Origin of the sequence: Vibrio profundi (genome assembly GCF_005281835.1) — a bacterium.
Lineage (GTDB): Bacteria > Pseudomonadota > Gammaproteobacteria > Enterobacterales > Vibrionaceae > Vibrio > Vibrio profundi.
Map to the genome: position 1 here is coordinate 66,030 of NZ_RZIS01000011.1, position 13,062 is coordinate 79,091.

Consider the following 13,062-nt stretch of genomic DNA (forward strand, 5'->3'; position numbering starts at 1 on the left):
AAAAAAGCGATTGCCAGATGGTCAATCGCTTTCTAAGTCAAACCGAGGTTACATCGATTTAGCTGCTTGCTTCAATACTGCGAAGTTGCGTTAAGTATTTAATCCAACCTTTGGCTTCACTAGAGGCCTCAATATTATCCGCTCGCTTAGCTTGGATAAGTGCACCTTCTAATTGGTTCAACTTATACAGTGCGCGTACTCTGGCCAACGCTACATCTGCTTGTTTATCTTTTGCTTTCACTTTATCAAGTTCAGTCAGAGCTTGACGATATTGCCCTTCTTGCACCATCAACTGAGCAACGTTCCAATGGTATTTAACATCATGCTTTGACGCTAAAGACCAAACAGCGATCGATTTATCCCACTCTTTAGCCAACTGCCAATACGTCGCTTGTTCTGCAAGCAATTGTACGTCTGTGTTTGCCTCTTCCAACTCGCTAATCTCCTGTGCCGCGCGTTCAGGAATACCCTGTTTGGCATAGAGTTGGGCAAGTAAACGTCTGTCCGCTTGGGTGATTTCGACGCCTTGTAACTTCGCTAATGCTAATGTGCTCAATGCTGACTTATCACGCTCTAATCTCAGGTGTAGACCGACAAGTTGACGCCACCAATTCGACTTTTCTGGCTGTAACACGATGAGCTTTTCTAACGTCGGAATGGCGCTTTTCCACTGTTTTAACTGCATTTGCGCGCCAAGCTTAAGCGACAATGGTGGTAGCGCATCTTTATTGCCGAACGTATCGTATTGTTTAATTGCAGCTAACGTTTTAGTCCAATTTTCAATTTGATACTCGGCTTGTGCTATTCGCATCCACAATTGATCTTTGGCTTGATTCTCAGGCGCTGATTTCACCAGTTTGTAATAGTGAGGTAGCGCCTTTTTAAATTGCTGTTCATTCAAAAGAACATCCGCCAACATTCTTTGAGTGACCCACGCCTGCTCGTCTAATAACAAACCGCTTTCAACAGCATAAGTTAAGCTCTCGATCGCCTTTTTAGTCTGTTCATTTTGCCAATAGAAGACACCTAACATGCGCGCGACAAACGCTTTATCGTAAGATCTTGAAATATCGAGTTCTTCTAAAGCTTCTATGGCTTCGCTGACTTTCTCATCTTGTGCAAGCTGGTGCGCTTTTTGAACTCGAACAGCGGTATATTGACTCAGTTCACTAGCGAGAGCAGACACCGAAACCAGTACCGACAATAAGCTAATAAATATCCGTTTCATCATTTGGCTAGTTTAAACTCCAGTCTTACAGTTTGGTTCAACTGTGCAATTGATTTGCCGTCGATGACCTTAGGCTGATACTTCCACTTTTTAAGGGCTCGTACCGCTTCACGTTCAAACATACGTCTCGGGTTAGCTTCTAACACTTCTACGTCTACTGGGCGGCCTGTTTCGTCAATCGTGAATTGCATGACAACGTAACCTTCTGCGCCACGTTTTAGTGCCTTCGCAGGATAACGAGGCTCAACACGATAAAGAGGCATCGCTTGTTGATTTGCCCCAAAATCAGAAAACGTTGGAGCATTAATCGCTAATCCGTCTATTGAGGTATCTAACCCTAGCGATGGAATCGATGTCATCGGAGTAATGGGGGTGACTTCTGCTTTTGATTGAGAAACTTGAGATTCCGGCGGAGGCTCTGGAGCCTTAGGTTGTTCCGGCACACTCCTTTGACGACGCTGAACTTCCTGCTCAGCCTCAACCATCACCATGTTGAAACTCAATGATTCGCTTTGTTCAGCTTCACGCTGATGACCATTGTCGACCATCCATGCCATGAAAGAAAACAGCGCCAAACCTAAAACGCCAGCTAAAGGTAACGCAATAAGAAAACGCAGCATTAACGCTTCTCCGCCGCTAAGGCGATGTTCTTCACTCCCGCCCCTTTCGCCGCATCCATCACTTTCACAACAGTACCGTTATAGGCATGTTCGTCGGCTTGGATCACCAACGAGGCATCCGGCTGCTCTAGCAACAAATGTTCTAATGTTGCTTGAACGCGTTCTACATCGATCATTCGTTTATCAATGTAAATATCGTTTGCGGAAGTAATCGCTACAAAAATACCAGCGTCTTTTTGACTGACAACGTTCGAGGCTTGAGGACGATTCACCTCTACACCTGATTCCCGAACAAACGAACTCGTCACAATGAAAAAGATCAGCATGATAAACACGATATCTAACATAGAAGTTAAATCGATTTGCGCTTCGTCGTTTTTGCTATGTCGCCTACCGAGTCTCATCGCTGACTCCTTAAAGATTTTTCTAGTTTCATTTCTAATAAATTACATTTCTTGGCCAGTCGCGCATGCACAAACATACCAGCTAACGCTGCAACCATACCTGCCATTGTTGGTAACGTTGCAAGTGATATTCCTGACGCCATTAACTTCGGGTTACTACTACCTTGGTTGGCCATCACATCAAATACAGAAATCATTCCCGTTACTGTGCCAAGTAGCCCTAGCATTGGGCAGATCGCCACCAATAACTTAATAAAGTTTAGGTTTTGGTTAAGCAGCATATTTGCCTGCCCTAGCCAACCATCACGAATGGCACGAGCATGCCATGAATTATGGTCTTGACGACTTTGCCACTGCGCTACCCAAAATTGGCGTTGCTTAGGAAAATAAAAGGTGAGGTAAAGTACTCGCTCGACTACCAAGAACCAGTACACTACAACCACGGCAGCAAGCCACCACAAAACGAAGCCGCCTTGCTCCATAAACTGGGACAGTGAGAGCAAACTTGCTCCCATCAGCCCACTCTGTTCGAATATTGAGATCGGCAGCAAAGTACCAGACAACAAAATACTCATTAGGCAGCAGTCCCTACTGGCGTAACGGTGGCTTGGGGTTGTACATCTTTCTCGGCTTGCTCAGCAATCAAACCAATACCCTGCTTTTCTAGAATATTGCGAATGTTTTCTGCCTGAGTGCTTAGAATATTGTGAGCCAACAGCAATGGCATAGCCGCAACCAAACCAAGCACTGTTGTCACAAGCGCCATTGAGATACCACCAGCCATCACTTTAGGGTCGCCGTTACCAAATTGAGTAATAACTTGGAAAGTTTCGATCATACCTGTCACGGTACCTAGTAACCCAAGCATTGGTGCAAGCGCAGCCAGTAGCTTAAGCATCGACAAACCTTTTTCTAAGTGAGTTTGCTCATCAACAACGGCCTCTAGTAAGCGTAATTCTAGCGCTTCAATAGTACGATTTTGTTCTTTATCGTATACCGCAAGAACACGTCCCAATGGGTTATTGCCAGGTTCAGTCGGTTTCTTAAGTTGTGAACGAATTTTCTGACGAGCAACAGCTAAAGACACACCACGGAATAGCGCAATGATTAAACCAATTGCTAGCAAGCCAAGAATCACCTTACCGACAACACCACCCGCTTGCAGACGATCCATTAGGCTTGGAGTCAATGCTAATTGCTCAAGCATGACGCCACGAGATGGGTCCAATACGATATTTGATACTTCACCATTTTTTAACGATGACAAACCACTTAGAACTGGACCATTTTCAGGTTGTTTCAGGTAAGCGACCGCATCATTACGGTTAGCATTCCAGTTTACGTAACCTTGCTCAGTAATAAGGCCCAATGAACCAAGACGAACGGCATCGACCGTCTGAGTATTGCCTTCTCCATCGATGTACTGAATTTGCGTTTCGCTTAGTTCACCACTTGCGTGAATTTGATCCACCATACTTAGCCATAAGCCAGTAAGTTGTGGCATAGACGGTAAAGATTTTGCGTCAATGATCTGGTCAACAGTTGCAGTATGTTCACCACGATCCACGCTATTCACACTACTGTGAAGTTCCGCGCCTAGCTCTTTCGCATTCTGACGAACCACACCGAATAGCTCACCTAAGCTGCCCGTTTCTAGGCGAAGCTTTTCTTCTAGACGAGCCAATTTGTCTTCATTGGCACTGAATGTTTTCGTCAGCTGATCGGTTTGCTGTTGTAGTGATTTACGCTTTGCTTCTAACGCAGCTTTTTGAGCTTTAAGCTCTTTTTCTGTCAATTTGAAACCCGATTCACGAGCGATGTTATGCTTTTGCTGTGCTTTGTTTTCCGCTTTCGCGCTAGATACAAGTTCCGCAGTTGTGCCATCAGCGGCAACTGATCCAAAAGAAAAGCTCGCAATGCATAGTGCTGTTGCTAAAAATTTAAAGTTCATTATTTAGCCTCTGCAATATTTAGTGAAACAGGTAAAGTAATTAGGCTTGGAGCAACCTGTTGGCTAGCGATATCATACGCTTTGTCCAAATCAGCTTTCATAGAACTATCTAGTGGCTGCCACTGTTTTACGACTTGATTCCACGCCCAGTACTTATTACCGCTTAGGTTTCTAGCGACTAATGAAGTACGACCTAAGTGAAGAATGTCAGCCTCAATATTTTGAGTGTCACTTAATGCCATACGACCTTGGTAAATACCCAACTTGGTACCGTAATCCATTTCAATTTGATACGCCTCAAGAATACGGCGGTATTTCTCAGCATCACTTACATCAGCGCGAGTCATCATAGTTTTGAGCTTCTCAACACGTTCTCGGCGTTGTTCTAACTTAATCGGCGCATCTGTTTCGACAATGTATTGCAGGCCATCAATCATTTGGTACATCAAAGGCACAACCCCTTGGCGCGTGTACTTAATTTGGTCAATCTGGTCTTCGAAGTTTTGTGCTTCTTCGTTTTGGCTGTCGACCAATGCCGAGAGGTGGTTGTGGTAAATTTCTAAGTTCTTAACTTCTTCTTGTAATTGCTCGATTTCTGCTTTCAAGCTTAGCGTCGCTTCAGCGCTGCGATTGATTGTTTTTTGGCTAGATGCAGAAGCTGCGTTAGTTTTGTTTTGAACGGCTTGTGCCTGATCTAAGCTATTCGCTGTCGCAGACGTTGCCAAAGAGCCAATGAGGAAGGCAAGGCTAGTTTTTAGAAGGTTCATAGTTGTCGTCAATTACGTGAGAAAGTTTCAAATGAAGTTTATTGATAAACGCTCTCATTATCAATAAGCCCCATCTAAATTTATATTTTCTTAGCCAATTAAATCCAAGAAAGCCGAATGGGGAAGATTAAATCTTCCCCATTTATTAATAAACTGAGCGTATTAGTATTTAACTTGCAATGTTGCCATGTAGTTGCGGCCTTCACCGACTACCACACCGCTTGTGCTGCCACCTTCTAGGTAATCAGTATCAAACAAGTTTTCAACATTGAATCGAGCTACAAAATCTAAGTTTTCGTCGTACTTAATCGTATGGGCGATACCCATATCTACACGAGTGTACGCATCTTTCTTAAATTCATTCGCGCTTTCAGTGTAACGCTCACCTACATGGTACACACCTAGGTTAACATCAGTACCATTATTGAATGAGTACGTAGACCAAATGCTCGCAGTAAATTCTGGAACGTCTGCTGGTGTTTTACCTTCAAGTTCTGGATCATTCTTGTATTCCGCATCTAAGTACATCGTAGAAGCGCTTACAGAGAATTCGTTTGTTACATAACCTGTTGCAGATAGCTCAATACCAGTATGAACTTGCTCACCCACTTGCGTTGTACGTGCATCTTTACCGCCGTTGTTTGCAGGGTCCAAATCTTCTGTTACTTGCATGTTTGATTGCGTGATCTGGAATAGCGCACCAGACACAAGTAAACGTTCGTCAAACAACTCCCACTTTGAACCTAGCTCATAAAGCGTACCTTTCTTCGCTTCTTGAGACTTACCGTAGTTCACGTCGTCTTGATCGGTAATTTCGCCTACAGGTTCAAAGCTTTCAGAGTAAACGGCATAAATTGAACCATTCTCTGCAGGTGAATAGATCACGCCAACTTTTGGTAAAATATTGTTGTAGCTTTCTTCTTTATCACTGCTGCTGATAGTTTTATCGTAAGCAAAACGTGCACCCGCTAAAGCTTGCCATTGATCATTGAACGTCACTAGATCTTGAACATAGAAGCCATAGTGCTTGCTCTCAGAGTGCGATACTTCATCATCATTGTGGTAGCTAATATCAGATGGGCGGTCAAAACCATTGCCACACTCTTTAACTGCATCCGCTTCATTTGCATTTACACACGCGTAACCAGAGTCATATAGGCGCTTGTAATCGTAATGCAAACCGTTAGCACCAACCAATAGTCGGTGATTCACGCCAAGAGCATCAAAGTCACCTGTAAAATCAACGTAAGCGGTATCAAATGTCCACTCGTCATGACGGTCAGACACTTTGTAGCCGTACTCATTGGCTGAACTATTGAAATCTACAGTGCTATCCGACTCAGTACGTTGACGCTCATAAAACTGACGACTGATGCCCGTTTTAACAGACCACGTTTCATTCAGGTTAGCAGTAACCGCGGCACCGTAGTTCGCTACATCGTTGTCCGTTTGAGCGAAACGCTGGTCATTGACGATAGTAGGATCAATCGCTTTACCTGTAGAGGTATCAATCTTAGAACCATTGTCTAGGTCGCCAAGCTCTTGAGTGCGGTCGTAATGTAGTGAAAGCATGATGTCTTCGTTGATGTCGTAATCAACAAATAAACCGCCAACGAAACGTTCTGTTTCCACATCCGTGCCATCAAAACGAGTACGCCAAGAATCTTGATTTTCTTGAGAGATAATCGCACGAGCACGTAGCGTTTGTGCATCGTTCAAAGAACCACTCACGTCAGCAGTAGTGCGAGTGTAGCTATCAGAACCGATATCTTGGCTTACGCTGACTTTCGTTTCATACGTAGGCTTTTTGGAGATCATGTTTACTAAACCGCCCGGTGTAGACTCACCGTACAGTAGACCCGCGGGCCCTTTTAGCACTTCTACGCGCTCTAGCAATTCGATCGGTTGACGGTAGTGAGACCAATGCTGCACGCCATCACGTAAGTAGCTAGAGCCACTGTCTAGCTCAAAACCACGTAAGTTAAAGCGTTCACGGTTCGTTGATTTTGAACCAGCAGAGATAGACGCATCGTTCTTCAGTACTTCACCAAGAGTACTTGCACGCTGTTCATCGATGATTTGCTCATCAATTACTGAAACTTGTCCTGGAGTCTCTAATTGAGTTGCCTCCATGCGCATCGCTGTTGAATTCGAGTCTGCTTTGTAGCCGTAATCACGACCTTCAACAACCATATGTTCGTCAGTTTTCACTGTTTCTGCTAAAGCTACAGGCGATGCTAAAACTGCACCAATCACTAAAGCCAATGGGCTTTTTGAAAACATTATCCTTTACTCCGACTTATTCTTTTTACGCAGGCGGCCCTTTCTCTATTGAAGAACGCATCACTGCTTATCCGTTTCCGGTACCACTGAATTATTTCGGAGGTGAATATAAGTGATAACCATTACCATTTGCATTAAATTTACATTCTTTGCATTCGTAAAGTTTTGTAAAGATTCAGTACACAAACTAACAATACAACGGCAGATATAAAAAAAGCGCCAACAACGGCGCTTTCATATGCATTAAGAGTGATATAACAACAAAACTAACGACTAATTGGGAACAGTAAACTTACCCTTAGCCCCCCCTGCTGGCGGTTTTCAGCCACGACTTGCCCGTTCATCAACAACATGGCTTCTTTTACTATCGCGAGCCCTAATCCGTAACCACCAGATTGTTTGTCCCTTGCCGATTCAAGGCGAGTAAAAGGATCAAAGATGCTATCTAGCCTGCTTTCAGGAATTCCGGGGCCATCATCTTCAATCACAATAACACTGCTGGAGTTTTCATCCTCAAGCTCATAGGTATGGAGCGAAATTGTAGCCTTGTTCCCTGCGTACTTAATGGCGTTGCCAACTAGGTTTCCAATCACTCGCAGCAGTAACCTCTCGTCCGCTTTCACTAGTGGCGTCAAACTTGGCAAATCAGCTGTGAGCGTTTGACCAATTTTAAGGTCGGTTTGCAGTTGGCTTACCTGCATCGAACAATATTGCTCTAACTGCACAAGATTAAGCTGAGCGTCATAGCGTGAGTTTTCTAACCGGCTAAATTCTAAGATCTCGCCGACCAAATTATTCATTTCTTCCGTTTCCGTTTCTAAACGGTCGAGCAATAGCTGCTCTTCATCGGAGATCTTATTGCGTAATAAGTGCAACGCGAGATTCTGCCGAGCCAATGGTGTTCTTAGCTCATGAGACACATCTCGGATAAGCCGACGCTGTTTTTCAGCCAACGAATGAATTTCTTTGGTCATGTTATCGAAGTCATGCGCGAGCTCGTTAAATTCTCGCGTCTTCGAGTCAAGCTGAGACGCGACGCTCACCGAAAAATCGCCTTGCGCTAAACGTCTACTCGCTTCTCTCAACCTATCAAGCGGCTGTTGTAAGCTTCTTGCCATGATCAATGAAAACAGTGTGAGGATCACAAGCGCAATCAACGCCTTTATTAAAGAGAAGTAGTACGGAAAATATTGAGCAGGATGCACTTCATAAGGCAACTGAATCACCAACGTTTTACCTTGCACTAAGTTGATTCCGAATATTGGCTTATTCACTCTCGCATCTAACTGATGGTCTAGGTCCCTTAAAAAACGCAATTTAAATTCGAAATGAGGGTGCATATCTCGGTGGGTAATAGGATGTTTAGATTCGTCTAAAACAAATAGGTAATACGGCTGTGCATTTCCCCAATCCGCAAGTTCATCCATGTCACCTTCTTCGATTAATACATTCGCCTGTTGTGCCAAGCTCAGCATTTCGGCTTTCACTGGCTCAGGTACCTTCAGCAAAGCTTTCATCAAGGCTTTTTCCGCGATGCCTTGCAGGATCAAGATTGAAATAAGAATGATGGTCAGATAACTGAACAATTGAAATGCTAATCCGTCTTTACGTTTAGCGATAAATTGAGGGCAACGGAAAAACTGTTTCATTAAGCGCCTACTGCTTCCATATAACTGTACCCTTTTCCGCGAACCGTTTTGATGTGCTGCTTCGACAAGCCAGCTTGAACCAGCTTTCTTCGAATATTACTAATATGCATGTCGAGGTTACGATCAAAAGGACATAGCTCCTTCTTTAATACGCGTACTTGAAGATCCGCCTTGGACACCACCACCCCATTGTTTTTAATTAAATAGTCAAGTAAGTCAGATTCTGTGCCAGTTAGTGGTAATCGTGACAGTTGCTCGCTTAAACCTTGATTATCGTTAGCGATAGATTGTCTTTGTCTTTCAAGACCGACACGGCGCAAAATCACTTTGATACGAGTCAAAAGCTCTGGAACTTTGAAAGGCTTAGCGATGTATTGGTCGGCACCCGCTTGATAGCCATCAAGCATCGACGCTTCATCGTTTAGCGCGGTAAGCATAAGGATTGGGGTGGCAAAGCGCTGGCAAATTCGGCGAGCAACCTGCAAACCACTTAAGTTAGGAAGCATTACATCGAGCAACACTAGATCGACTGGGTTATTTTGGATGAAATCTAATGCAGATTCACCGCAATGAACTGCATCAACGTGATAGCCCTCTTCAACAAGCACTTCGCTAAGCAGTTCACACAATTGAATGTCATCATCGACAACTAAAACACGAGACATTTTACTTACCATTAAATAATAATGGTTCGCATTTTAATTATCAGTTATATCAAATACAACAACTGATGATTGATAAACCTTATAAAAGTAAGTCTTTTTCGATTGGAATGAATTTTGTTGCCGAATCAATCAGGCTCTGCGCCGTTAAACCTGGAACGCCATAGACTTCGACGGGTTTGTTAAAGCGCTCTTTAATTCGCTCAACTAAGATTTCAAAATCGCCGTCACCAGAAACCAAAACGATAGTGTCGGCTTGTTCTGCTAATTCAATTGCATCAAGCGCGATACCGACATCCCAATCCCCTTTAGCACTTCCGTCTCTGCGTTGAATAAAAGGTTTCAGTTTTACATCAAAGCCAACCCCGCGAAGGATATGGTGAAATTGTCTTTGCTTTGGATCTTGGCTAGAAATAGCGTAAGCATTCGCCGTTAAGACTTCACGTCCTTCAGTCGCCACATACCAAAACTGGTTGTAATCAAAGTTTGAACGGTATCTGTCACGAGTTGTGTAATAAACGTTCTGCACGTCTACCAAAATTGCGATTTTTTCCATCAGTTTCTTGTACCTTGAAATGTATCCAACCACCCTATTCTATTCATATATAAATAGCGAGTGGCTTTCGCCTGTTAAGCGTGATCGAATTGGCTATGCTTAATATGTAGGTTCAATTCGAATGACTGGGAGTAGCTATGTGGCGTTTACTTACTTTAGTGTTAGCTCTGACTGTGTTTGCTACCCCTACACACAGTTATCCAGCCTATGGTAAACACCTTCCACATCGTAGCGTGATTTATTTCGCGCCAACTCAAGATTCGTTGGTAACTCAGTTCCTAAAAGAAGTACTCATTAATAACTGCCAACTTGATGAGCGTGACATTGTAACAATGGTAATTACCGAAGATGGCTTCACGATGCCGAGCTGGATAGAAGAAGAGTTTAACTTAAAGGCTGTCGCAACTATCTACGACATCCCAAAAGGTGCACATACCGCAATATTGATCGGTAAAGACGGACAAGAAAAATATCGTTGGAATGGCGAGACTAACTGGCAGTACTTAACTGACTTGATCGACAAAATGCCTAAAAGACAATATGAAATGCAGCGACAAGCTAGTCGCTGCTCAATTTAAACAAAATAAGCTTATTGGTTAAACCAATCCAACTTCTCGTGTAGGGAGGTAACACTACCTACAACGATTAACGCTGGGCTCTTTGCCTGTTTTGCCAATTCTGGCAATTCAGAGAGTCGACCATGGAAGACCTTCTGCTCCGGGCGCGTACCGTTTTCAATAATGGCACATGAAATATCTGGTGATAAACCATGCTCAAGCAAGTTGGCAGTGATATTTGGGCTTTGTTTAAGGCCCATGTAAAACACCAAGGTATTGTTAGATTGCGCAAGAGAAGACCACTCTATCTCTTGCCCGTCTTTTTGAAGGTGACCAGTAATAAATTGCACACTTTGAGCATGCTCTCTGTGCGTAAGCGGAATACCTGCATAAGAAGTGGCACCTGCTGCTGCAGTGATGCCTGGGATCACCTCAAATTTCACACCGTTTTCAGCCAACTCTTCTAACTCTTCACCGCCACGACCAAAAATAAAAGAATCTCCCCCTTTCAGTCGGGCAACGTGTTTACCTTCTTGCGCTTTATCCACCAGCACTTGGTTAATCTTATCTTGTGGAACAAAATGGAAGTCGAGCTTTTTACCGACATAAATCATTTCAGCGTTTTCATTCGCAAGCGCTAAGATCTCTTTCGACACCAATCTGTCGTACACAACGACATCGGCTTGTTGAATCACTCGAGCGCCTTTAACGGTCAATAGATCAGGATCGCCCGGCCCAGCCCCAACTAATGAAACAAATCCCTTTTTTACTGCATTCTCATTCGATTGCGACATTTCTGACATGCTGTACTCCAAAGTTGGCTTGATTCTCCTCAAGCTCTATATCTGTGTGGCATCGGACTCTTACTACTTCCACAAAATGGATATCAAAGTCAGTACGTTGCCACTGTTCCTACTCTTAAGACTATCAGTTGTTGTGAAGAAAATTCACACTTAATTGGGACAAAGAAGGAAATAATTATAACAAAACAATCTATTGCACTGACTTTGCCATTTAAGTTGATGGATTGAACTCACTTATCTTAAGAAGTTGAATAAAAAAGCCCCAAGTCGCGACTTGAGGCTTTAGTAATTACAATTCAGGTCAAGCTACCGAACGATTAAGCATCTAATGCTGGAGACGTTTTCGCATGAGTTAGGTAAAGAGGAATACATGTAAATAGTAAGCCACCAACGATGTTACCCAGGATTGTTGGGATAAGGTTGAAGTTCAACCAGGTCGCGATACCGAAGTCAGCGCCAAGAATCATACCCAGTGGGAATAGGAACATGTTTACTACTGTGTGCTCAAACACTAGTGCGAAGAAGATGAAGATTGGGAACCACATCATCGCTACACGGCCAGCAACCGTGCGAGCTGTCATGTTGCCAATTACACCAAGGCATACCATTAGGTTACAGAAGATGCCACGTACGAAACATGTGATCCATCCGTCCATGCCCATGTTTTCAAAACCTAAGCTACGACCAGTTGAAACTGCAATGAACTTTTGAGCAACAGCGTTTGGCTCTAGTGAGAAGTTACCAGTTAATGAAACCGCAACTAGGAAAGCAACAATCAAAGAACCGATAAGGTTACCCAAACCAACAAGGCCCCAACAGCGTAGGATACGACCCCAAGTGATACCAGGGCGGTTGTCGAATTTAGCTAAAGGTGCAAGACCAAACACACCTGTTACTAAGTCGTAACCCATTACACTAAGAATTACGAAACCAACTGGGAACACGAGTGCACCAACAATACCGATACCCGTTTGAACGATAGTCGTGATAGCCACTACAACCGCAAGAGAAAGGATAATACCAGCCATAGTGCTTCGGATCAGAAGATCGCGAGTACCTGTCTTGGTTTTAGCTTCACCTACATCGATCATAGTTTGAACGAATTCTGCCGGTTTAAAATCAGTAGACATATGATTGTCCTTAAAAGTTAAATTTAAAAGTTAAAATTGGATAGGAAAAGGTTCTAACTGCCTTTAAGGCAATATGGGCAACTAGAACCCTTGAACTATCAAATCTTACTCAGCCAGAGATTAAGCAGAGATTTCTACAGCGCCTTTAGTAACGCGAGCTTTGTACGCTTTCACGTTGAAGTTCTCGTCTTCCATGCACGTACCTGTTGTCAGGTTAAAGCGTTGCTTCTTAAGTGGGCTCGCCACCCAAAGCTCATCTTTGTGCTCTACAATCAAACCACGAGATAACACGTTAGATTGAAAGTAAGGGTCTGTATTGCTAATCGCCAATACTTCTTCAGCTTTCGTTGGGCGGAAGATAGCCACTTGCTGACCTGCCACCAATGCGCAAACACCTGTACCCGGAATAATGTCTTCGATCTTACAAACTTTGGTAAATGCCATGATATCGT

General features: G+C 43.6%; 14 protein-coding genes. 1 reads left to right on the forward strand and 13 read right to left on the reverse strand.

The window, feature by feature from the left end; translation table 11 throughout:
* Positions 1–58: 58 nt before the first annotated feature.
* From ELZ11_RS20760 to ELZ11_RS20805, 10 genes are all read right to left on the reverse strand, one after another.
* Positions 59–1,231, reverse strand: a complete 1,173-nt coding sequence (locus ELZ11_RS20760; protein WP_137359294.1) for a tetratricopeptide repeat protein — start codon at positions 1,229–1,231, stop codon at positions 59–61.
* Complete coding sequence (locus ELZ11_RS20765) at positions 1,228–1,848, reverse strand: energy transducer TonB (RefSeq protein WP_137359295.1); 621 nt, start codon at positions 1,846–1,848, stop codon at positions 1,228–1,230. Before ELZ11_RS20765 ends, ELZ11_RS20760 begins: the two co-directional genes overlap by 4 nt.
* Complete coding sequence (locus ELZ11_RS20770; protein WP_137359296.1) at positions 1,848–2,252, reverse strand: ExbD/TolR family protein; 405 nt, start codon at positions 2,250–2,252, stop codon at positions 1,848–1,850. Before ELZ11_RS20770 ends, ELZ11_RS20765 begins: the two co-directional genes overlap by 1 nt.
* A complete protein-coding gene (locus tag ELZ11_RS20775) occupies positions 2,249–2,767 on the reverse strand; it encodes a MotA/TolQ/ExbB proton channel family protein (protein ID WP_137359356.1) in 519 nt (172 codons plus the stop codon). Before ELZ11_RS20775 ends, ELZ11_RS20770 begins: the two co-directional genes overlap by 4 nt.
* 59 nt (positions 2,768–2,826) lie before the next feature.
* The gene (locus tag ELZ11_RS20780) at positions 2,827–4,203 is read right to left on the reverse strand and encodes a MotA/TolQ/ExbB proton channel family protein (protein WP_137359297.1); all 1,377 of its coding nucleotides are present in this window, start codon (positions 4,201–4,203) and stop codon (positions 2,827–2,829) included.
* On the reverse strand, positions 4,203–4,970 hold the full coding sequence (locus ELZ11_RS20785; RefSeq protein ID WP_137359298.1) for a DUF3450 domain-containing protein: 768 nt from the start codon (positions 4,968–4,970) through the stop codon (positions 4,203–4,205). Before ELZ11_RS20785 ends, ELZ11_RS20780 begins: the two co-directional genes overlap by 1 nt.
* A 162-nt stretch (positions 4,971–5,132) precedes the next feature.
* The gene (locus ELZ11_RS20790; protein ID WP_137359299.1) at positions 5,133–7,253 is read right to left on the reverse strand and encodes a TonB-dependent siderophore receptor; all 2,121 of its coding nucleotides are present in this window, start codon (positions 7,251–7,253) and stop codon (positions 5,133–5,135) included.
* A 266-nt stretch (positions 7,254–7,519) separates the two neighbouring features.
* On the reverse strand, positions 7,520–8,902 hold the full coding sequence (locus ELZ11_RS20795) for a sensor histidine kinase (RefSeq protein WP_137359300.1): 1,383 nt from the start codon (positions 8,900–8,902) through the stop codon (positions 7,520–7,522).
* Entirely contained in the window at positions 8,902–9,567 is a 666-nt protein-coding gene (locus ELZ11_RS20800) for a response regulator transcription factor (protein ID WP_137359301.1), read from the reverse strand. Before ELZ11_RS20800 ends, ELZ11_RS20795 begins: the two co-directional genes overlap by 1 nt.
* 79 nt (positions 9,568–9,646) lie before the next feature.
* Positions 9,647–10,120 (reverse strand): LabA-like NYN domain-containing protein, encoded by a 474-nt coding sequence (locus ELZ11_RS20805; protein WP_137359302.1) that lies wholly within the window; start codon positions 10,118–10,120, stop codon positions 9,647–9,649.
* A 137-nt stretch (positions 10,121–10,257) separates the two neighbouring features.
* On the opposite strand from ELZ11_RS20805, the gene ELZ11_RS20810 reads away from it, so the two are divergent.
* Entirely contained in the window at positions 10,258–10,698 is a 441-nt protein-coding gene (locus tag ELZ11_RS20810; RefSeq protein ID WP_137359303.1) for a DUF4174 domain-containing protein, read from the forward strand.
* An 11-nt stretch (positions 10,699–10,709) separates the two neighbouring features.
* Here the strand turns inward: ELZ11_RS20810 and cobA are convergent, their stop codons facing one another.
* The 3 genes from cobA to nirD form a co-directional block, all read right to left on the reverse strand.
* Positions 10,710–11,480, reverse strand: a complete 771-nt coding sequence (gene cobA / locus ELZ11_RS20815; protein WP_137359304.1) for a uroporphyrinogen-III C-methyltransferase — start codon at positions 11,478–11,480, stop codon at positions 10,710–10,712.
* A 317-nt stretch (positions 11,481–11,797) separates the two neighbouring features.
* On the reverse strand, positions 11,798–12,610 hold the full coding sequence (locus ELZ11_RS20820) for a formate/nitrite transporter family protein (RefSeq protein ID WP_137359305.1): 813 nt from the start codon (positions 12,608–12,610) through the stop codon (positions 11,798–11,800).
* 120 nt (positions 12,611–12,730) lie between these two features.
* A complete protein-coding gene (gene nirD / locus ELZ11_RS20825; RefSeq protein WP_137359306.1) occupies positions 12,731–13,054 on the reverse strand; it encodes a nitrite reductase small subunit NirD in 324 nt (107 codons plus the stop codon).
* Positions 13,055–13,062: the final 8 nt, after the last annotated feature.